The 19,791-nt window shown below is 50.6% G+C and carries 22 protein-coding genes and 1 tRNA gene; 10 read left to right on the plus strand and 13 right to left on the minus strand.

Annotation, left to right across the window (positions count from 1 at the left end; all coding sequences use genetic code 11):
- Positions 1–6 precede the first annotated feature (6 nt).
- The 4 genes from ABXT40_RS01075 to ABXT40_RS01090 form a co-directional block, all read right to left on the minus strand.
- Positions 7–1,107, minus strand: a complete 1,101-nt coding sequence (locus ABXT40_RS01075) for a 5-(carboxyamino)imidazole ribonucleotide synthase (protein ID WP_443645999.1) — start codon at positions 1,105–1,107, stop codon at positions 7–9.
- A 4-nt stretch (positions 1,108–1,111) separates the two neighbouring features.
- Positions 1,112–1,606 (minus strand): 5-(carboxyamino)imidazole ribonucleotide mutase, encoded by a 495-nt coding sequence (gene purE / locus ABXT40_RS01080; RefSeq protein WP_443646000.1) that lies wholly within the window; start codon positions 1,604–1,606, stop codon positions 1,112–1,114.
- Positions 1,607–1,717: 111 nt separating this feature from the next.
- Positions 1,718–1,882 carry a YdcH family protein gene (locus ABXT40_RS01085; protein WP_443646940.1) on the minus strand — a complete coding sequence of 55 codons (165 nt, stop codon included), beginning with the start codon at positions 1,880–1,882 and terminating at the stop codon, positions 1,718–1,720.
- 88 nt (positions 1,883–1,970) lie between these two features.
- Entirely contained in the window at positions 1,971–2,534 is a 564-nt protein-coding gene (locus ABXT40_RS01090) for a DUF1013 domain-containing protein (protein WP_443646001.1), read from the minus strand.
- A gap of 219 nt (positions 2,535–2,753) precedes the next feature.
- On the opposite strand from ABXT40_RS01090, the gene ABXT40_RS01095 reads away from it, so the two are divergent.
- Positions 2,754–2,939 carry a DUF1192 domain-containing protein gene (locus ABXT40_RS01095; protein WP_443646002.1) on the plus strand — a complete coding sequence of 62 codons (186 nt, stop codon included), beginning with the start codon at positions 2,754–2,756 and terminating at the stop codon, positions 2,937–2,939.
- Between the two features lie 21 nt (positions 2,940–2,960).
- On the opposite strand, the gene ygfZ is transcribed toward ABXT40_RS01095, so the two are convergent.
- Genes ygfZ through ABXT40_RS01110 form a run of 3 tightly spaced genes read right to left on the minus strand, consistent with a single transcriptional unit; the run spans position 2,961 to position 5,796 of the window.
- A complete protein-coding gene (gene ygfZ / locus ABXT40_RS01100) occupies positions 2,961–3,893 on the minus strand; it encodes a CAF17-like 4Fe-4S cluster assembly/insertion protein YgfZ (RefSeq protein WP_443646003.1) in 933 nt (310 codons plus the stop codon).
- Between the two features lie 35 nt (positions 3,894–3,928).
- On the minus strand, positions 3,929–4,447 hold the full coding sequence (locus ABXT40_RS01105) for a hypothetical protein (RefSeq protein ID WP_443646004.1): 519 nt from the start codon (positions 4,445–4,447) through the stop codon (positions 3,929–3,931).
- A complete protein-coding gene (locus tag ABXT40_RS01110) occupies positions 4,444–5,796 on the minus strand; it encodes an MFS transporter (RefSeq protein ID WP_443646005.1) in 1,353 nt (450 codons plus the stop codon). The genes ABXT40_RS01105 and ABXT40_RS01110 overlap by 4 nt, the downstream gene beginning before the upstream one ends.
- 265 nt (positions 5,797–6,061) lie before the next feature.
- Between ABXT40_RS01110 and clpB the strand changes: the two genes are divergently transcribed.
- Both clpB and ABXT40_RS01120 read left to right on the plus strand, forming a co-directional pair.
- Positions 6,062–8,665, plus strand: coding sequence for an ATP-dependent chaperone ClpB (gene clpB, locus ABXT40_RS01115; RefSeq protein WP_443646006.1), 2,604 nt, complete (start codon positions 6,062–6,064; stop codon positions 8,663–8,665).
- A 175-nt stretch (positions 8,666–8,840) separates the two neighbouring features.
- A complete protein-coding gene (locus tag ABXT40_RS01120; RefSeq protein ID WP_443646007.1) occupies positions 8,841–8,963 on the plus strand; it encodes a hypothetical protein in 123 nt (40 codons plus the stop codon).
- A 95-nt stretch (positions 8,964–9,058) separates the two neighbouring features.
- On the opposite strand, the gene ABXT40_RS01125 is transcribed toward ABXT40_RS01120, so the two are convergent.
- The 6 genes from ABXT40_RS01125 to ABXT40_RS01150 all read right to left on the minus strand — a co-directional run bounded on the left by ABXT40_RS01125 (position 9,059) and on the right by ABXT40_RS01150 (position 14,802).
- Positions 9,059–9,907 (minus strand): alpha/beta fold hydrolase, encoded by an 849-nt coding sequence (locus ABXT40_RS01125; RefSeq protein WP_443646008.1) that lies wholly within the window; start codon positions 9,905–9,907, stop codon positions 9,059–9,061.
- A gap of 8 nt (positions 9,908–9,915) precedes the next feature.
- Positions 9,916–10,248, minus strand: coding sequence for a hypothetical protein (locus tag ABXT40_RS01130; protein ID WP_443646009.1), 333 nt, complete (start codon positions 10,246–10,248; stop codon positions 9,916–9,918).
- A 527-nt stretch (positions 10,249–10,775) separates the two neighbouring features.
- Entirely contained in the window at positions 10,776–11,867 is a 1,092-nt protein-coding gene (locus ABXT40_RS01135; protein ID WP_443646010.1) for a hypothetical protein, read from the minus strand.
- Between the two features lie 529 nt (positions 11,868–12,396).
- A tRNA-Thr gene (locus ABXT40_RS01140) sits at positions 12,397–12,472 on the minus strand.
- 166 nt (positions 12,473–12,638) lie between these two features.
- The gene (locus tag ABXT40_RS01145; protein WP_443646011.1) at positions 12,639–14,066 is read right to left on the minus strand and encodes a dihydrolipoyl dehydrogenase family protein; all 1,428 of its coding nucleotides are present in this window, start codon (positions 14,064–14,066) and stop codon (positions 12,639–12,641) included.
- On the minus strand, positions 14,053–14,802 hold the full coding sequence (locus ABXT40_RS01150; RefSeq protein WP_443646012.1) for a TVP38/TMEM64 family protein: 750 nt from the start codon (positions 14,800–14,802) through the stop codon (positions 14,053–14,055). Before ABXT40_RS01150 ends, ABXT40_RS01145 begins: the two co-directional genes overlap by 14 nt.
- 323 nt (positions 14,803–15,125) lie before the next feature.
- On the opposite strand from ABXT40_RS01150, the gene ABXT40_RS01155 reads away from it, so the two are divergent.
- Genes ABXT40_RS01155 through infA form a run of 7 tightly spaced genes read left to right on the plus strand, consistent with a single transcriptional unit; the run spans position 15,126 to position 19,718 of the window.
- Complete coding sequence (locus tag ABXT40_RS01155; protein ID WP_443646013.1) at positions 15,126–15,329, plus strand: hypothetical protein; 204 nt, start codon at positions 15,126–15,128, stop codon at positions 15,327–15,329.
- A gap of 55 nt (positions 15,330–15,384) precedes the next feature.
- The gene (gene murA, locus ABXT40_RS01160; protein ID WP_443646014.1) at positions 15,385–16,641 is read left to right on the plus strand and encodes a UDP-N-acetylglucosamine 1-carboxyvinyltransferase; all 1,257 of its coding nucleotides are present in this window, start codon (positions 15,385–15,387) and stop codon (positions 16,639–16,641) included.
- 2 nt (positions 16,642–16,643) lie between these two features.
- Entirely contained in the window at positions 16,644–17,117 is a 474-nt protein-coding gene (locus ABXT40_RS01165; protein ID WP_443646015.1) for a DUF2948 family protein, read from the plus strand.
- Between the two features lie 36 nt (positions 17,118–17,153).
- On the plus strand, positions 17,154–18,449 hold the full coding sequence (hisD, locus tag ABXT40_RS01170; protein ID WP_443646016.1) for a histidinol dehydrogenase: 1,296 nt from the start codon (positions 17,154–17,156) through the stop codon (positions 18,447–18,449).
- Between the two features lie 7 nt (positions 18,450–18,456).
- Entirely contained in the window at positions 18,457–18,942 is a 486-nt protein-coding gene (locus tag ABXT40_RS01175; protein ID WP_443646017.1) for a UPF0262 family protein, read from the plus strand.
- A gap of 16 nt (positions 18,943–18,958) precedes the next feature.
- Positions 18,959–19,441 carry an arsenate-mycothiol transferase ArsC gene (locus ABXT40_RS01180; RefSeq protein WP_443646018.1) on the plus strand — a complete coding sequence of 161 codons (483 nt, stop codon included), beginning with the start codon at positions 18,959–18,961 and terminating at the stop codon, positions 19,439–19,441.
- Between the two features lie 58 nt (positions 19,442–19,499).
- Positions 19,500–19,718, plus strand: coding sequence for a translation initiation factor IF-1 (gene infA, locus ABXT40_RS01185; RefSeq protein WP_013046186.1), 219 nt, complete (start codon positions 19,500–19,502; stop codon positions 19,716–19,718).
- Positions 19,719–19,791 lie beyond the last annotated feature (73 nt).

Below are 19,791 nucleotides of genomic sequence, written 5' to 3' on the forward strand. Positions count from 1 at the left end.
GCATGTTTACTCGGGCGTGATTAGACCGGTTTGATCTGCCGTTTTGATTTGCCGGTTTGTATGGCCCATTTTGCGGCCCGGTTTGGCCCCGGCTTTGCCATAGAGATGAAGATGCAGCCCGCTTGTGCTGGCAAGCGCGTCGAGGCGGGTCATATCCTCACCAAGAAGGTTATCCATTTGCCATTGCCCATAGCAATTGGTGCTTCCCAAAGGCATGCCGGCAACAGCGCGGATCAATTGAGTAAATTGACTATTGGCGCAGCCTTCGATGGTCCAGTGGAATGAATTATGCGGTCGCGGCGCTATTTCATTGAATAAAAGGCGATGATCGTCCGTGACAAAAGTTTCCAATGCCAAAAGACCTGTAACATCAAGCGCCGTGGCCAGCTTTTGAATGGCATTTTGACCAGCGTCAATTACCACTGCTGGCAGGTCGGCCGGTGCTATGGATCGGGCTAGAATACCGTCTTTATGTTCATTCAGGCTTGCTGGAAAATGCGCGATGCTGCCATCGGTGGTGCGGGCAATCAAAAAGCTTGCTTCGGCACGAAAAGCCACCATTTCCTCAAGAATGGCATCATCTGTGCCAAGCGCGGCAAAACCAGCGTCAAGATCATCATGCTGGGAAAGCCGGATTTGGCCCTTGCCATCATAGCCAAGCTGGCAGGTTTTCAGCACCCCATCGCCGCCTAATTCGGCCATTGCATGCTGCAGATCGGCGGCATTGGTGATGTGCCAGAAAGCGGGCGTTTCAATGCCAAGATCGCGGGCAAGGGTCTTTTCGCGAATCCGATGTTGAGCGGTATGAAGCGCGGCTTCGCCCGGGCTGGCAAGACAATGTTTGGCCAGAAAGGCCATTGTGCTTGCCGGTACATTTTCAAATTCACTTGTTACCGCGTCAATTTTGCTGGCAAAGGCGGCAAGCGCCTCCAAATCATCATAGCCAGCCTCGGTACAATCATGCGCGATATCACCAGCAGGGCTGTTGGTGGCGTCAGGGGCAAATATATGGGTTCGAAAACCAAGCTGGCTGGCAGCAATCACCAGCATCCGGCCAAGCTGTCCACTGCCAAGAATGCCGATGGTTTTTTGCGGGGCGTATGGCAATCGATTATTCCGGCGCTTCGGCAACATTATCGGTCTGGCTTTGCCGCCATGCGATAATTCTTTGGTCAAGATCAGCATCCGATAGGGCAAGAATCTGTACCGCCAGCAACGCCGCATTTTTCGCGCCAGCAACGCCAATGGCGAGGGTGCCAACCGGAACGCCAGCAGGCATTTGCACGATTGATAACAGCGAGTCCATGCCTTTCAGCGCTGCCGATTCAACCGGAACACCAAGAACTGGCAAATGCGTATGAGCCGCAATCATCCCGGGCAAATGCGCTGCACCGCCAGCACCAGCAATGATCACGCCAAAGCCATTTTCATGCGCAGTTTCGGCAAATTTGGATAACCGTGCCGGTGTGCGATGCGCCGAGATGATTTTCACCTCATGCGCCGCGCCAAACTGATCAAGAATATCAGCAGCGGCTTTCATGGTTGACCAGTCAGACTGGCTTCCCATACAGATGGCGATGCGGGCTAGCGATGATTTTGCGGTCATGAAATTCTCGATTTACGTCTTGAAATGGTCACGTCTTGAAGGGGCTGGCATAAGTCAGATGATTGCAGGCCGGCACTATCGACGGCGATCAGTCTGCTTGATTTATCACCATCAGGCAATGATATCTGGCAAAATCCGGCTTCGTAATTTGGCCATTTCGTCCTTCAGCACAAGTTTGCGCTTTTTCAATCTTTGCAGCTTTAGCTGATCAAAAGGCAAAACCTCGCCAAGCCGTTCAATCACCGAATCAAGATCGCGATGTTCGCTTTCCATCATGGCGATCTGGTTTTGAATATTGCGTTGTAGGTCGTCGGAGTCTTTGTCCACATACCGTTCCTTCGCGTCATGTGCCAATCTGGCTGCCTTATGGTAATTCGGACATGTTTGAGACCTGTTCTTCGGTCTGTGTTGATCCACCAGCCTTTTCAATGGCAGCATTCAGATCATCTTGCCGGCAAAGGCCAAGCATCGCCGGATGTTTTGCCGTGATATTGGCAATGTTCCAATGCGACCGGTCGCGAATCTTGGCGATGGTTTCTTTGGTTGTGCCAATCAATTTGATGATTTGCGAATCTTTCAATTCAGAATGGTGCTTAACAAGCCACATGATGGCGTCAGGCTTATCGCCACGGCGTGCCACTGGCACATAGCGCGGGCCTTTGGTACGCCGATTCGGTGTTGGCAGATGCGATGATGCCAGAACCAGAACCGCTGTGTGATCAGCTTCGCAACGATCAAGCTCGGCGCGGGTCAATTGTCCGTTCAAAATCGGGTCATAACCTTGAATGCCAACGCCAGCTTCGCCATCGGCAATCGACTGAACCTCAAGCGGATGAAGATTACAAAAGGCACCAATCTGGTCAAAAGACAGCGCGGTGTTATCAATCAGCCATACGGCGGTGGCTTTTGGCATCAATAGTTGTGTCATATGTCCTACCTATTGCCGCCCCGGCGCGCTCCGTTAAATTCTTGGGCGAGCTAGGTGCGTTTCATTCGTTGAGATTAAGAGAAAACGTTCCCCCTTTATAGGGGGAATTGCGCGATATTGCAAAGCTTGCCTTTCCCGAAGCGCCGAAAAAGTGCAAATTAGGCGAAAACCAGCAATCAAAAGGGCCATGAAAAAGGCGATGAAAAGCAGGAGCGGGTGATGGATGATGAATTAGATCGGTTAAAGCCAGCCGGATTACCTGCTGATAAGCAACGCTGGAACATCGAGGATTTGCAGGCCTATGTCGCGGCGATGCGGGCTGAAATCACGCATGTTGAATTGATGATTGCTGAAAAAAACAAGGTTCAGTCGGCAGCCAATGCCCTGTTTGGCGGGGGAGATTAGGCCTTTTATAACCAAGGCTTTTTATGACTTGCCTTGGCGCGGCAATGGCTGCATCCAATCAGCCAGCGCCAATCTGGCGGCATGGCCATTGATCATTAGGCCATCATCATTGGCAGGCGCATCAAGAATATTGTGAAGGTCGCTTAGTTTCAAAAGTGCCAGGCAAATTGATTTTGCGTCCATCCGCCCATGTGTGCCGGTGATCGGGACGTTTAATGCAGCTGCAGTTTTGCTTTTGCCAATGGCGGTGCCCTGCCACATGATATCGCTATCAATGGCTGGTGGATCGCCAGCGATGGTGAGCGGCACCAGGCGGCGCTTGACCAGCCCGCGATAATGCGTGCGTGCGGTCACTTCCTGACCAACATAACACCCTTTTTCAAAATCAACCGCACCAAGCCGGTCAAGGCCTGCCTCAAGCATCAAGGCGCGTTCAGGGGTCAGATCTACCGATCCTTCGGGAACGCTGGCGGCAATGCGATTTGCGTGCCAGCGATCAATTGCGCCCATTTGCGCTGGCAGATGACGTGCCTCGACCAGACAATGGCTGCCAAGTTGTGGGCTTCGCGGGTCACTGGAGACCATAATCATGGGGATGGCCGTTGTTTCAGCGTCCTGATTGCCAAGCAACAGAACAAGCCTGATATCAGGTTCAATCGCCAGATCAATGGGTCGTCGCAACCGATAGCGGCGAAGACGGGTAAACAGATCATCACGCCGTGCCATATCGCTTCGTATCAAAAAACGATCCATTGCAGGCCGGTAAACCATCATATCGATCAGCACGCGGCCTTGCGGGGTTAACAGCGCCGCTGGGCGACATGCGCCAATTGGCAATGTTTCAACATTTGCCGTGATGATTGATTGCAAAAAAGCACAAGCCTCATCACCAGCAACCGAAATAAAGCCGGTATCAGGATGGCAAATCGGCAATTCATCAGATGTTAGTGTCATTGATCCGGCTCGTTTAGCTAAAGGCGGTAAGGCATCTAATCGGTGATGGTTACGCTGCCTTGGTAAGGGGCAATGTAAAAGCGGCGCTTGCTGGCCCAAAAACAACGTTTCTTGTCAGGCCAGATTTCGCGGTAAGCCGGCGTGTCGGCAAAATAGTAAATCTGTGTACAGCCAAAATAGCTAACCTTGAATTGCTTGTCACCAAGGCTTAGCTTGCCACGATCGGTTCGTGAAATGCGAATTTTTGGCATGTTTGCCGAAAAGCACTGACCCTTTTTATTGCCGCGGCAGGCGGTTTCGGTCGAGCCAAGCATGCGGATATAGCGAAGCCGGCCTTCGGCAAGTTGAAACCCCTCATCATCAAACATCTTGCAGCCATCATCAGGTGCGCGCTGACGTTGGGAAAATTCACAAACAAACCAGAAACCGGGCCATTCTTCGCCGTCAACGGCAAACCCCGTGCTTGACGCTGCGCCTGGATTTGGCAAGGCAAAGCTAATGACAAGGGCAAATATGAGTGTCCAAACGCGGTGATTCATAAGGCTATCATTCACAAAGCTTTCCGAAAATGCAAGACAAGCATGGCCATAATCTGCGCGCCAAAAGCAAGCGCGATATGCATCCCAAGCAAGGCGTCCAACCCCAAACCAGCATCAATCATCCACCCCATTAACATTGGTGACAAGGCCGATGCAAAAACCCCAACTGGCATGAACAGCGCTTTGATTTCGCCCATATAGCGGGTGCCATAAACCTCTGCGACCAAGGCGGCATTGGTGGCGTGCGGCATGCCAATGGCCAAACCAAAAAGAATAAAAAATAACGGCACCCCAATTTCAGCTGATCCAAGCCAGAGCGCAAGGCAGGCCAATGTGTTTGGCAAAAGCGTATGTGCGGCGACGCGGCGCGCCGAAAATCGGTCAATCAGCTGGCCGATGGTCAGGCTGCCAATCACCGCAAAAACGGCATAAAGGACATAGCTTGCTGTCCATGTTGACAGGGCAACACCCTTGGCTTCGGCCAAATAGATTTGATGAAATAACAGGCCGGTCAAAACAAAAGATGGCACTGCGGCAAGCCAGATAAACCCAAGCCAGAAGGCAGGGTCGCGCAAAACCTCATTGCGCCGCCATTGTTTTTGACCGCCATAGGCATGATCGGGTATTGGTTGGTTTGCTCCAAGACCATCAAGCCCTTCGCCATCTTGTAATCGGGTGCGCTGCGTCAAAAGCCGCAGGAAAGGTGCCAGCGTTAAAAAGGCAATCAATGGCAGGCCAATCCATAGGCTTCGCCAGTCAAAAATGGCCTGAAGCGCAACAATGCTTGCCGGTCCAATGGATTCGCTGAGCGTGTGGCCAAGCTGGGCAATTGAAATGGCGCGGCCACGCGTCACAACATAGCGTCGTGCCATGGCGGTTGTGTAGACATGTGTCATCATGCCTTGCCCAAACATCCGCAGAAAATATAGCCCGCCAACAAGCATCCATAATGATGAAATCTGACTAAACAGAATGGCCGCCACACATAGGCTGCCAAGAATGAAAATGGCCAGCTTTTCCAGCCGCATCATATCGGCAAGCTTGCCAAGCCAGATCAGGCTGATGGCGCTGGCGGTTGTAGCAAGCGCGTAATAGGTGCCAAAGTCACCATGGCTGAGATCAAGCGCGGCACGAATTTGCCCTGAAAAAAGCGAGATGAAAAAAGTTTGGCCAAGCGATGACCAAAATGCCATTAACAGCCCGAACAGCAAAAATCGCCATTCGGTCAAAACAAATTCGCGATTGCCAATAAAGCCGGTGGGGGTGATTGGTGGCAGGGGTGATGGGTTGGTTGTCATGCCGCAGTTCAGCATGATGGCATGACGCTGACAAGCGGCAAGATCAAACCGGCGAATGGCAGGCAATTATTTTTGCCAAAAAACTTGAAATGGCATCTCGTCATGCCCACATAATTTTTATACCAATGATCCTGATACACAGCGACAAATGGGCCGGCTTTCCGGTGCGTTACTGGCTGCGCAATGACAATGTTTTCTCGCCATGAAAGTTCGTCTTGCCGCAATAGCCCGAAAACAGCTGGCCCAAAAATAGCTGGCCAGAAAAGGTCTGGTATGCAGGATCAAGGTGATTTATGTGATTTGGTAGATGGCCAAATGGGGGATTAATGTGATGCAAAGTGATAAATTTACGGCCTTGGTACGCAATGCCATTGGTGCCGCACAATCGGCAGCTTTGGCGGCAAATCATCAAAAATTGACCGCCGAACATGTTTTGGCAGCATTGCTAAAAGACGATAACATGACGGTTAAAATGCTGCTGGCAAAGGCGGGCGCTGACAGCGCCTCATTGTCGGCGTTGCTGAAGGCCGGTCTTGATAAATTTCCGCAAGTCACTGGCAGCGGCGCAGGCCAGTTGCAGCTTGATGCTGATCTGGCACGGATTTTTGCTGCTGTTGAGGCCGAGGCCAAGGCCCGCCATGACCAGTTTATCGCGGTTGATCTTTTGCTTCTTGCCATGACGAAATCAACAGGGTCACTTGGCAAGATTCTAGAAAAAGCAGGCGTTGAACCCGCCCCGCTTGGCGCAGCGATTGACGAAATGCGCAAAGGCCGCACCGCCGATAATGACGCTGCCGAAAATAGCTATGATGCCTTGTCACGCTATACAAGCGACCTGACCGAAGCGGCGCGTAATGGCAAGCTTGATCCGGTTATTGGGCGGGATGCCGAAGTGCGCCGGACAATCCAGATTCTAGCGCGCCGGACAAAGAATAATCCGGTTTTGATTGGCCAGCCCGGGGTTGGCAAAACGGCAATTGCCGAAGGGTTGGCGCAACGTATTATCAATTCTGATGTGCCAGAGGCGCTTGCCAATAAAACCCTGCTCTCGCTTGATATGGGGGCGCTTGTTGCTGGGGCAAAATATCGTGGCGAATTTGAAGAGCGGCTGAAATCTGTATTGAAAGAGGTGCAGGACCGCGATGGCGAGATCATCCTTTTCATTGATGAAATGCACCAGCTTGTTGGCGCTGGTAAAACCGATGGCGCGATGGATGCGTCAAATCTGCTGAAACCCGCTTTGGCGCGTGGTGAGTTGCGCTGTATCGGTGCCACAACCCTTGATGAATATCGGCAATATGTTGAAAAAGACGCCGCGCTAACACGCCGGTTCCAGCCGGTATTTGTTGATGAACCATCGGTTGAGGACACGATTTTTGTGCTTCGCGGCCTTAAAGAAAAATACGAACTTCACCACGGTGTGCGGATCACGGATGATGCGCTCGTCGCAGCGGCGCGCCTGTCGCAACGCTATATCAATGAGCGGTTTTTACCTGATAAAGCCATTGATGTGATGGATGAGGCGGCAAGCCATTTGCGGATCGAGGCCGATAGCAAACCTGCCGATCTTGATCGTACCGACCGCCAGATCATGCAGTTGAAAATTGAACAGGCGGCGTTGCAAAAAGAGTCGCATAAACCCGATGAAAAACGGCTTGATGCGATCGCGGCCGAGCTTGCCAATCTTGAAAAGCAATCTCAAACGCTTGGCGCGGCATGGAATGCGATCAAGGCCAAAACGGCTGAAGTTGTCAGCCTGCAACAGGCGATTGAAGATGCGCGTCACGCGCTTGATGTGGCGCAGCGTGACGGCAATCTTGAAGCGGCAGCCGAACTGACTTACGGCAAATTACCAGCTTTGGCGCAGGATCTTGCCGCTGCCAAGGCCGCTGTTGCTGAATCCGAATTGTTGAATGAAGAAGTGACCAGCCAGCATATCGCCAGCGTGATCAGCAATTGGACAGGTATTCCGGTTGATAAGATGCTGGAAGGCGAGCGTGACAAATTATTGGCAATGGAAGATTACATTGGCAAACGGATCATTGGCCAGGCTGATGCGGTCAAGGCGGTTGCCAATGCGACAAGACGTGCGCGCGCCGGCCTTGCTGACCCTAACCAGCCAATGGGAAGTTTTTTGATGCTTGGTCCAACCGGTGTTGGTAAAACCGAGCTTGCCAAGGCGCTTGCCGAATTTCTGTTTGATGATGATTCGGCCATATTGCGGATTGATATGTCCGAATATATGGAAAAACACACAGTTGCACGGCTGATTGGTGCGCCTCCTGGTTATGTTGGTTATGAAGAAGGCGGCGCGTTAACCGAAGCGGTACGTCGCCGGCCTTATCAAATTGTGCTGTTTGACGAAATTGAAAAGGCGCATCCCGATTTATTCAATATCCTGCTTCAGGTGCTTGATGAAGGCCGTTTGACCGATGGCAAGGGGCGGCATGTCGATTTCCGCAATACGATGATTTTACTGACCTCAAATATTGGTGCAGATCATCTTTTGGCGCTTGATGATGACGCGCCTGCCGAGGCTGCCCGCGATGAAATCATGACCGAAATGCATCAGATGTTCCGGCCTGAATTTTTAAACCGGCTCGATGAAATCTTGCTGTTCCGGCGGTTGTCACGAAATGATATGGGTGCCATTGTCACCATCCAGATGGCGCGGTTGCAATCACGGCTCGCGGAACGTGGTATAAGCCTTAGCCTTGATGAGGCGGCGCAAAACTGGCTGGCGGCACAAGGCTATGACCCGCAATTCGGCGCACGACCATTACAACGGGTAATCCAGAATAAGGTGCAGAACCCGCTTGCCGAAGCTTTGCTTGATGGCCGGTTTCAAGATGACGATGTGATTGCGGTTGGGCTGGATCAGGCGACTGATCGGCTGACCTTCAATGCGGTTGCGCCGCTTGCCGATGTCGGATAATCATTGTCACGCGCCATAAATTTTCATCACATATAAAAAAGCGCGGCCCATAAAAAAGCGCGGCAAGAAATAGGTTTATCTATCCTCTCGCATTGACAGCGCCGCCATTGCGGGTGGCTGGTTAGGCATCCGTTAGTTGTACCCTCGAATTTTTTTTCAAGGTTGTGACGCGGGCGTGTCTTTTCTTGCGATTGATGACAGCAAGGACACGGTTCTTTTGACTTTGTCATTTAACGAATCATACGCTGCTGGCAATCTGTTTAAAGATATTACCAAATTTACCGAACAGCTGGATTAGTGAGATTGTGCGGACCGCTTTGGGTTAACTTTGAACCGGCATCACTAATTGTAGATTGATATGTTGCATCAATACCGGGCGAAAGCGACATGGTATTACCCATCGGCGATGTCTGCCAGAACTGGCAAAAGATATTGTTTGAACAGGACCGGATTTTCACTCATTGGAAAATGCCCCATACCCTCCATCAAAATGGGTTTTGACCCCTTGATTCTTTTGGCTGTGGCGAACATGCGTTCGGGTGTGCAGGAACAATCATATTCGCCCGACATCAAATAAAGCGGGCATAGGCTCGTATCGATTTTGCCTGATACTTTGTCAAAATCACCGTCGAGCCAATAGAAATGCAAATCACCTTTGAAAATGCCGGGCCCGCCTTGCATATAATGCCACAGTGTTTCATGGCGAAAATGACTGGGACTTTGTGGCGCCACCTGTGACGATACGAACGCTGCCTGAATTTCACCACCATGCACATCCGGTCGGTGTAGCCAGTCCAAATCATAATAAGGTGATAAATTATCAGCGCCTTCCAGCGCGATCATGGCGCGATATTGCAACGGGTTTTCAAGAGCCAGATGGCAAACGATGCGCCCGCCCATCGAACATCCCATCACCACCGGTTTGTCGAGACCAAGTGCCGCAATAAAGGCGGTTACAATGCGCTTATACCCATCTACGGTAAGTTTATATTCAGTGGTATGAAAATGGTCTGGCGGGTTTGATTTGCCATGCCATGGCATATCAAATGCAATCACCCGGAACCGGCTTGTGATGTCCCTGTCACACAGAATGTGGCGAAACTGGCGGGCGTCAGAACCGGCTGTGTGCAGGCATAGAAGAGGGATGCCAGAACCGCTTTCTTCCATGTAAATCCGGTACGATGTGCCCGCGACCTCTAATGTAAAATACTTGCCGGTGATGGGTTCAAACTCGATAGCCATCTGCTGATTTAACTTTCTCTGTTCTTTGATATTAAATCTTTGAAATATTGTAGATTTTGCATAAGTGGTAGTAAATCACCATCGATGTTGACGATATCTTTTGCCAGCATCGCAAATATATCATGATAGTCTCTTTGCGGGATTTTCTGCCAATGTTTGCGCCAGCTGGTCGCATCGGCGCGAATGCTGAATCGACCCGTCACAGTTTGCAGCGTACGCTGGGTGATTTTGATTATTTTGCCCTGTTGAATGGTGATCAGATAGTCGGTATCGCCAACGCCAAATGTAAAGGTTAGATTTACCCAGCGCCCCCGGTGCACCAGTACCGCGTCAGCATTCACAAGGCTGTCCAATTCAGTCAGGTCCAAATCACACAACGCTATTCATTTCCTGTCTTTGTCGTTCGAGGGTTGATGCTAACGATAACATAGTGCCAGTCAATCATATTGGCTGTGTTGAGTCACCAATGTTAGCCAGCCTTCGAGACAGCCAATAATCGGCAAGCCCATCACGGCGATTGTTGGCTTTGGTCTGATATGAAATCGGAAAAATGGTGCTGCCAGCGAGTAGGATATACACCCCTAAAGGCAACACTGCCTGTTAATCACAAGCGATAGCCTAGAGTTTACTACTGATACTTAGCTGTCAATAGGCACAGCTTGTACACTCGCTATGCACCAAGCGGATGCCCAACATCCTAAACATGTAAAACATGTTCAGCACGTGCACCTGCCTTGCGGCTTATCTCACAAAAGAAACAGATAGGAAGACGGCAAGACACCTAGGCCTATGGGGGTGTTTAGGGCTTTGAGGATTTTAAATAGGGAGTGAGATTTTTGTGTCGAAGGATGATCCTTCTAAACTGTCTCTAATAAACGAATTTTATCGAACTGTTTTGTGTCATTATATCTCTAATTTGTTGATATGAAATTGGTGTCAAATGTTCATCAAAAGTATATCTCCAACTATCACTTTTGAGGCTTTGCAGCAGAACTTGAGTAAAGTTACAATTTCGGCTGCGTGCTCCATTGATCATACGGTACCAATTTCCAACCTCATCCAATGAACATACAGGCCCGCTGTCATCAAAAAGGCGGCCAACTGAAAGAACTGTAGTTGGGACTCCAAGTTGTCCTAAAGCATATTTTGCTAATGGCGTGTGCAGAGAGGAAATAATGTGGGCTACACCTGAAGATAGCAAAATCACAGTTTTATCGGTGTCTTCCAAGCCTCTTTTTGATGAAGGTAAAATAATGAAAGCCTTCACATTACCTCTGGCGTTTTTTATGCGACCACCTTTTTTAGCATATGATAGAAGAGCGAGTTCTCCACCTTGCGAGAAATCGTTTTTGTTTTCAAGCCCCATATTTTTGAGGAAATCCCTACCTAGGGTTCGCTTTGTAAGAGTGATGTCAAAGGCAAGGTCTGATTTGAGGATCTCAATTAATTCGTTAATCGACTTTGGCTTCAACCTCACGCGTTGTTCAGTAAATTCACGGAGTGGCACGTGACCTAACCTCTCCGCTGCGTCAAACATCTGAAGATAGTTTTTTAAGCTAAGTTCGCTTGCACCAATTAAGTTGCCAAAAAAGAGTTTTAATTCGTTGCACTCTGGGTCAACAATTAATAGCCGGCTTTCAAGATTTTTAAGCGCGTCTGGGTTTGCACTCGTCAGTGCCGCGTAGCGATCAATCGGCATCCGTACCAAGGGTGCATCTTTGTATTGGTTGCGATAGTGATTTATTTCAGCATTTGCCAAAGCAACCTCTTTCAGATAAGGATTGCCTTCTTCATCGACGCTTGGAATATACGGCTCTACCTCAAACGCCGTTAGATTAAAGAAATCAGTAGCGTCAGATGTCTTGCAGGTTTCAGGCACCACTAATGCTGTTGCCTTGTGTGGCAGAGCCAGCATAATCAAAAACATCATCATCAGATAGCGCTTATTCATTGAAATCATGAGTTTTTTCCGTTATCTTTTGGTAAGTCTGTCGTGAAGATTAAACTTGTTGCAAGAAATAGTCCAATTCTACTGGCGCACTGCAAAAACTTGCCACTGAAACCATTTCAAAGTCCTTCGGCGCAATATGGTGCAATTAATGCACCGTACATATGCAATTATAGCGCTGTTACGCATCACATAAAACAAGTACCCATTATACGTGAGTTTACCTCCTCCAAGTTGAACACTCACTTACTCAGTAAACACATTTCTTCCCTCTGGCACCTCCCCCGCCAGAGGGGGATCTGTGACCAAAAAGTGCTGTAATTTAATAGACTCTAAATGGAAATATTTTTTGGAGAGTGGGATGACAATTGCTGCGGTTGGAACATTATTTCCAGCAATTCCTTTGGCTATCGTAGCTCTAAATTTTAGATACACCAGTCTTGCTGGGTTAATGCGGAACATCTCTTCACAAATGGAAGTCCCTAAAATTGATCAATCTAGGCAGACTATTTTAAATAAAGAGTTGAGTGTCATGAGGAAATGGTGCTGCCAGCGTGATTCGAACACGCGACCTCACCCTTACCAAGGGTGCGCTCTACCGCTGGAGCTATGGCAGCATCTTTTCGATATCCCGACCTGTGCAAATTAAAGGCCAAGATGGAGACGGCGTTCAATGCCGCAAATTCGTGACAGGTACTAACAGTCTTGCCCCGAAATGACAAGTGGAAATAGCCGCGCAAATCAATGCCATGCGCTGCGGTTTGGCGCTGGTCAAATGGGCGCTTAGAATTTCAGCAAAAATCTTACAAATCGTCGGGTTGCTGGCGAAAACAGCTTTGCGGTAAAAAAGCTGCCAGCGGCGCGTTTACTAGAATCGCCATAGGTTGGATAGGGGGCGATCAGGTTTGCCATACTGCCAATTTTGGCCTTTGTTGCAATCGCATGGCTCCAAGCCAAAATCATCTCGCCCGCGGCTGGTGCCAGAATTGACGCGCCAAGAATACGCCCATTTTTATGGGTGATGACTTTAACTATACCCTCGGTTCGGCGATCGGCAATTGCGCGGTCATTGCCACTAAGCGGGGTTTCAAGACAAATCACCTGATCGCTGCCGAAACGCGCCGTGGCATCATCAAGCCCAAGCCCGACATGCGCGAGCTCAGGATCGCAATAAGTGACCCATGGCACTGCGCGATCATCCAGCTTGGCCGGTATTTTGAACAGGATATTGCGAATGACAATGCCAGCATGATAGCCCGCAATATGGGTGAATTGTTGGCGTCCGGCAACATCACCAATGGCATAGGCATGCCGGTTGCTTGTTCGTAACCGCCGGTCAGTGACAATGCCTTTGGCATCATGGCGTATTTTGGCGGCGGCAAGTTGCAGCCTGTCAAGCGACGGTTTCCGGCCAACCGCTATTAATAAATGACTTGCGGTCATTTGTTTGCCATCGGCAAGGCTGGCGGTGATGGTTCGGCGGCCTGATTTGATGGTCTGTGACAGGCTGGTAACGCCAACCCCCTCAATCAGGGTGATTCCTGCTTTGATAAGATTTTGCTTTAATATCTCGACAAGTGCCGGATCATCGCGCCCCATAACGCGAAAGGCCTCGACCAAAGTCACATCACAGCCAAGCCGCGCATGCGCTTGTGCCATTTCAACGCCAATTGGCCCACCGCCAATGATTAACAGATGATCAGGTTTTTCCGGGTCAGCGACAATGGTTTCATTGCTGTGAAAATCGGTTTGATCCAGCCCCGGAATCGGTGGCAGCATCGGCTGTGATCCGCTGGCAATCACGATATATTTTGCGCGAACTTGATGGGTTGCTGATGCCACCGCGCGCGGCCCGGTAAAATGCGCCATTTCCGGAATGACAGTGACGCCAAGCGCCTCAAATCGGGCAATCGAATCATGCGGTTCAATTTGCGCAATCACATCGGCCACATGCGCTTTGACAGCAGCAAAATCAATATTTGGCGGGGTATTTGTGATGCCCATTGCCGCATTGCCATTGGCAAGATATGCCGCTTTTGCCGCGGCCAACAGCGCTTTTGATGGCACGCAGCCACTATTCAGGCAATCACCGCCCATTTGGCCGCCTTCAAACAGAACAACACGTGCTCCCATTTGCACGGCACCAGCAGCAAGGCTTAATCCGCCCGAGCCACCCCCAATGATGCAAATATCGGTCTCAATCTGTTTCATCATGCTGTCCTTTTGCGGCTGGTTTTTTTGGCATTGGCCTTTTTGCCGCTTGCCAGCGCCGCAACAAGATTGGCAAAAGTGACAAAGCGCCAAGCCCCGCCAATGGCAGTAAAATCTCTGGGCTTGTCAAAACGCCAAGATCGGGTGTTTTGCCAGCGGCCAGAATATGATCAAAGCCGCGCCCCACCGAAATATAGACCGCAGTCCCCGGAATGATGCCAAGACAGGTTGCGCCGATAAATTGCCGAAACGGCATGCGGGTCAGCGCTGGCACAATATTGACTGCCCAAAACGGTGCCGCTGGAACCAGCCGCAAAGCCAGAAGATAGAAAAAGGTATTTTCTGAAAAGCCTTTTTCAAGCTTGGTAAAAAACGCTCCGGCGCGTTGGCGCAATAGATCGGTAAAAAGATTGTGCGCTGCCAGAAACACCAATCCAGCACCGGTTGTTGCTGCGGCGACGACGAGAATAACCGCAGGCCAACCAAGAACCGCACCGCCAGCAAGCGTGAGCAAGCTGGCAATTGGCAAGGAAAAGGCAACGGCCAGAACATAGCTGCAAAAAAAGGCAAGATAGCCAAGCCAGATATGATCACCGGCAAAACTTTTAATGGCGGCGTAATGCGTGCCAAGAAAACCCCAGCTTATGATCTCATTGGCGCCGCTGGCAAAAAACAGGGTTAATCCGGCGAGGAGAATTGCCGGAAGCAAAAGCCGTTTTAACGCTGGTGGTTTCATGTCCAATGCCTCGTTTGTTTCTTTGCCGTGGTGGCGATCCTATCCTTGCTGGATTTCATTTTAAAAGCGGCCTATAAATTGAAACAAGGGTAATGATCGATGACCTGTTCATGCGATTATGGTCATAAATCCGCCATAACATCTTGGCAATTTGGATGATGACATGGGTAGGGGATGACATTAGGCGGATTATGCCAAGGCAATACAGGCCGTGATTTTGGCAATTTTGGTAAAATGCTTATCCCATAGGCCATGCTGCCTGAATTAATGACGGCTGACGATATAATAGCCGAAGATAGAGAATTAGGATAGGAACGCCAATCGTGGCAGGTGATCAGAAAATCGGTAAAACCGCCGCAGAGCAGGCCAAGCAGGAAAAAGCAGACCGGCTGGCCAAGGCGTTGCGCGACAATCTTCATCGCCGTAAAGCGCAAGCACGCGCCCGTCAAGCACCTGCGATTGACACAGCCGAAACCGGCATGACAGCGACGATAAAAACAGATAATTCACCAAAGGGTGATGGTTAGATGACCCAATCGCGAAACCCTGACTTAATACCCAAGAGCAAAGGCTAGCAGGCGCATGGATGGTTTGGAAATTGACGGCGGCAAGCCGCTTCAGGGCGATATTATCATCAGCGGTGCGAAAAATGCTGCTTTGCCGCTGCTTTGCCTTGGTTTGATCTCTGATGCGCCATTAATTCTGGAAAATGTACCTGAACTTGCCGATACGATTTCGATGGAAGGCCTGCTTCGCCATCTTGGTGTTGATGTGACGCGCGAAGGCGAAATTGTCACCATGCGTGGTGGTGCGCGGCGATATGATGCGCCTTATGATCTTGTTCGTAAAATGCGGGCGTCGGTTCTGGTTCTTGGGCCATTGCTGGCGCGTTATGGCGAGGCGCGCGTATCCTTGCCTGGGGGCTGTGCGATTGGCACACGGCCAGTTGATCTTCATGTTCGTGCGATGCAGGGGCTTGGCGCGGTGGTTGAGCTTGCCGATGGCTATATTCAGGCGCGCGCACCAGGTGGCTTAAGCGGCGGCCGCGTGGTGTTCCCAATGGTGTCGGTTGGGGCAACCGAAAATGCACTGATGGCGGCGGCTCTTGCCAAAGGGCCAAGCGAGTTGGTGAATGTTGCGCGCGAACCTGAAATTATTGATCTTGCCAATTGTCTGAATGCGATGGGTGCCAGAATTACCGGACATGGCACTGGCACCATTTCGGTTGAAGGTGTTGATGAATTGCATGGGGCAACGCATGCGGTGATTTCTGACCGGATTGAAGCTGGCACTTTTGCCATTGCTGCCGCGATGACTGGCGGTGATTTGACGCTGCAACGAACCAGGGCGCGCACGCTTGATGCGTTGCTTATGGTGCTTCGGGAAACCGGTGCTACTGTTACCGAAACCGATGATACAATTCGGGTTGTGGCGAATGGCCGGCCTGTTGCAGCCGATATCACAACCGACCCGTTCCCGGGCTTTCCAACTGATTTGCAGGCGCAATTCATGGCGATGATGTGCATTGCTGATGGCTCGTCACGCATTTCCGAAACGATTTTTGAAAACCGGTTCATGCATGTTCCCGAATTGTTGCGCATGGGTGCCGATATTCAGGTTGATGGCGGCATTGCGATGGTTCGTGGGCGCGAATTTCTAACTCCGGCGCCAGTGATGGCAACCGATTTGCGTGCGTCGGTATCTCTGGTGCTTGCCGCGCTGACAATCGAAGGGGAAAGCCAGATCAGCCGGATTTATCATCTTGATCGCGGCTATAGCAGGCTTGAGGAAAAGCTCGGCAATTGCGGGGCACAGCTGCGCCGGATAAAGGCTTCGTAGGGATGCATGATCTAGCCGGAAAATTGCGCCTTTTGGCTCGTGATGAAGATGATGTTGCGGTGGTATCGGCCCTTTTGCAAGATGCGATCATTCCGGGCGCGGATATGGAATTCAACCTCAAGACAGGCCAGTTCATCATTGTGGCTAATCGGTTTTGCTGGGAAATCCCGCCGCTTGACGGGGTGACAAGCAGTGATGGAAAACCGGTTCACGAACGTCGGCTTTGCGGTATTTGCGTTGGTCATGTCACCGCAGCACAGCATCATGATTGGCCAGCCATGCGGCAAGATGCGCTTTTCAACCTTCTTGCGCTTCGCCATGTTGATATGGCAGAACAAGCAGGCGAAGGAATGGGTCTTCAATTTGAATTTTCTGGTGGGTCAAGCCTTCGGCTCTTAATGGATGAGATTGATATTACGCTTGCTGATCTTGATGCGGGACACCCAACAAGTTTACAGCCAGCGCATGATGTTTAGGCGGCCAATTGGCTGCTGGTGAAGTGGAAAAAGCATATGGCAAGACGGCTGGATTTTCATTCCGCTAATTTCGCTGCGGACTTTGACGCGCTGCTTGATAGCAAACGCGAATCAGATAGCGATGTGCATGATGCGGTCGCTTCGATCATTGCCGATATTCGCAATCATGGCGATCAAGCCTTGCTGGCGCTAACTGCAAAATTTGATAATCTTCACGCTGAAACGGTTGCCAATCTTGCGGTTGGCCAAGATGAAATGGCGGCTGCCCTAAATGGCCTTGACGCTGATTTGCGCGCCGCATTGGAACTGGCGGCCGATCGTATCCGCCGTTTTCACGAAAAACAATTGCCCCAAGATTTTGCCTATCAAGATGATGTTGGTGTCCAGCTTGGCATGCGCTTTACGCCAGTTGATGCGGCGGGTCTTTATGTGCCGGGTGGCAAGGCTGCCTATCCATCATCGGTTTTGATGAATGCAATTCCGGCAATGGTGGCCGGCGTTGAACGGCGGGTGATGGTTGTGCCGGCACGCGATGGCGAGGTTAATCCGCTGGTGCTGGCCGCAGCGTCGCTTGCTGGGGTCAGCGAGGTTTGGCGTATCGGCGGGGCGCAGGCGGTTGCCGCGCTTGCCTATGGCACGCAAACAATTGGCCAGGTTGATAAAATCGTTGGGCCGGGCAATGCCTTTGTTGCCGCCGCCAAACGGCAGGTCTTTGGTCAAGTTGGCATTGACAGTATTGCTGGCCCTTCCGAAATTCTGGTTGTTGCCGATGCGCAGAATGACCCAAACTGGATTGCGGCTGATCTTTTGTCGCAAGCCGAACATGACGAAGCCGCGCAATCCATCCTGATCACTAATGATGCCGATTTTGCTGATGCGGTTGAAGCGGCGGTGCAAGCGATGTTGCCGCAGCTTGAACGCGCCGCGGTTGCTGGCCAGTCATGGGCGGATAATGGTGCCATCATCACGGTTCCGTCGATGGATGAGATGCCAGCGCTTGCAAACCGGATTGCGGCTGAACATCTTGAAATTGCGCTTGATGATGCGGCTGGCTGGTCAGGCAAAATTCGGCATGCAGGTGCCATGTTCCTTGGCGGCTATACGCCCGAGGCGATTGGCGATTATGTTGCTGGCCCAAATCATGTTTTGCCAACCGCGCGAACTGCAAGATTCTCATCCGGGCTTGGCGTTGCCGATTTTATGAAGCGAACAACGATTGTGGCATGTGATGCTGATGGCTTTGCTGCCATTGCGCCTTCGGGTGTTGCGCTTGCTGATGCCGAAGGGCTTGGGGCGCATGCCTTATCGATGCGGATACGAATGAACCGGTAGGGATGTAATGGCTGCGGACGGGGAACAAAAGGACGAAAACCGGCTCGTCAAGATTGATCTTGATGATGTTGGAAAGCCCCGTCGATCTGCCGAGGCCGAACAGGAACGCGCAATCGCGATCTATGACATTCTTGAAGATAATATTTTCCGTCTTGAGTCACAAACAGGACCGTTTCACCTAACGCTTCGCCTTGAAGGGCGGCATGTTCATTTCGACATTCGCCAATCCAATGAAACCCCCTTGATTCAGTTTTTTATGGCAATGGGGCCATTGCGCCGCGTGATGCGTGATTATTTCCATGTTTGCGATACTTATTATGACGCCATTCGTACGAAATCACCGTCACAGATTCAGGCCATTGATATGGGGCGGCGCGCCCTTCACAATGAAGGGTCGGAATTGTTGCAGGCACGACTTGACGGCAAGGTTGAAACCGATTTTCAAACAGCGCGACGCCTTTTTACCTTGATTTGTGTTTTGCAAAGCCGCTAGGGGGCAAAGACCAGATATGACCATTCAAACTTCAGATGCCGATGACAGCCGTTCGGGCAAAAAGAATGTCGGGGCTATCTTATTCGCCTGTAATATTAATGCGGTTCGCTCGGCGATGGCCGAAGCCATGGTAAAAGTGACCTTTCCAAAGGAAATTTTCGTTGACTCATGCGGTGTTGCACCCGGCAATCCAGACGGGTTTGCCATTGCGGTCATGGCGGAAATTGGCATTGATATGGGGGCGCATCAGCCCAAATCTTTTGATGATCTCGATTCCGAATTTTACGATGTCATCATTTCCTTTTCGCCCGAAGCGCATGCTGCCGCGGTTGAGCTGACGCAAAGCATGGATTGTGAAACGCTGTATTGGCCGGTTGATAATCTGGCCGAACTAACCGGATCACGCGATGAACGTTTGCGCGCCTATCGGCATGTACGTGACGATATTCAATCAAAGCTGGAAAAATACTTAAATAAGCCAGTCGCAGTAAAAACTTGACCTTTTTGCTAAATTTGCGCATGTCTATGGCTCAATTTCATTTGATGGAAAGGCTAACATGGCCAAGGAAGGCGTAATTGAGTTTTCAGGAACGGTAGCAGAACTGCTGCCAAATGCGATGTTTCGCGTCAAACTCGACAATGATCACGAAGTGCTTGCTCATACTAGTGGCAAGATGAGAAAAAACCGCATTCGGGTGCTTGCTGGCGACCGTGTCAATGTTGAGATGACGCCGTATGACCTTAGCAAAGGTCGGATTACCTTTCGGTTTAAATAAACACAGCCGCCACGCCATATGGTGTGGCCCTTTCGGCTTGCGAAGCGGCTATTACGCTTTAACGCGAACGAGC

Source organism: Candidatus Ponderosibacter sp. Uisw_141_02 (genome assembly GCF_048087665.1).
Taxonomy (GTDB): domain Bacteria; phylum Pseudomonadota; class Alphaproteobacteria; order Puniceispirillales; family Puniceispirillaceae; genus UBA3439.

What these genes read in the sequence shown, in the direction of transcription:
- purE (WP_443646000.1), bottom strand. Translation starts at nt 1,606, where the DNA reads ATGACCGCAAAATCATCGCTAGCCCGCATCGCCATCTGTATGGGAAGC.
- ABXT40_RS01085 (WP_443646940.1), bottom strand. Translation starts at nt 1,882, where the DNA reads ATGATGGAAAGCGAACATCGCGATCTTGATTCGGTGATTGAACGGCTT.
- ABXT40_RS01090 (WP_443646001.1), bottom strand. Translation starts at nt 2,534, where the DNA reads ATGACACAACTATTGATGCCAAAAGCCACCGCCGTATGGCTGATTGAT.
- ABXT40_RS01095 (WP_443646002.1), top strand. Translation starts at nt 2,754, where the DNA reads ATGGATGATGAATTAGATCGGTTAAAGCCAGCCGGATTACCTGCTGAT.
- ygfZ (WP_443646003.1), bottom strand. Translation starts at nt 3,893, where the DNA reads ATGACACTAACATCTGATGAATTGCCGATTTGCCATCCTGATACCGGC.
- clpB (WP_443646006.1), top strand. Translation starts at nt 6,062, where the DNA reads ATGCAAAGTGATAAATTTACGGCCTTGGTACGCAATGCCATTGGTGCC.
- ABXT40_RS01125 (WP_443646008.1), bottom strand. Translation starts at nt 9,907, where the DNA reads ATGGCTATCGAGTTTGAACCCATCACCGGCAAGTATTTTACATTAGAG.
- ABXT40_RS01135 (WP_443646010.1), bottom strand. Translation starts at nt 11,867, where the DNA reads ATGATTTCAATGAATAAGCGCTATCTGATGATGATGTTTTTGATTATG.
- ABXT40_RS01145 (WP_443646011.1), bottom strand. Translation starts at nt 14,066, where the DNA reads ATGAAACAGATTGAGACCGATATTTGCATCATTGGGGGTGGCTCGGGC.
- ABXT40_RS01150 (WP_443646012.1), bottom strand. Translation starts at nt 14,802, where the DNA reads ATGAAACCACCAGCGTTAAAACGGCTTTTGCTTCCGGCAATTCTCCTC.
- murA (WP_443646014.1), top strand. Translation starts at nt 15,385, where the DNA reads ATGGATGGTTTGGAAATTGACGGCGGCAAGCCGCTTCAGGGCGATATT.
- ABXT40_RS01165 (WP_443646015.1), top strand. Translation starts at nt 16,644, where the DNA reads ATGCATGATCTAGCCGGAAAATTGCGCCTTTTGGCTCGTGATGAAGAT.
- hisD (WP_443646016.1), top strand. Translation starts at nt 17,154, where the DNA reads ATGGCAAGACGGCTGGATTTTCATTCCGCTAATTTCGCTGCGGACTTT.
- ABXT40_RS01175 (WP_443646017.1), top strand. Translation starts at nt 18,457, where the DNA reads ATGGCTGCGGACGGGGAACAAAAGGACGAAAACCGGCTCGTCAAGATT.
- ABXT40_RS01180 (WP_443646018.1), top strand. Translation starts at nt 18,959, where the DNA reads ATGACCATTCAAACTTCAGATGCCGATGACAGCCGTTCGGGCAAAAAG.
- infA (WP_013046186.1), top strand. Translation starts at nt 19,500, where the DNA reads ATGGCCAAGGAAGGCGTAATTGAGTTTTCAGGAACGGTAGCAGAACTG.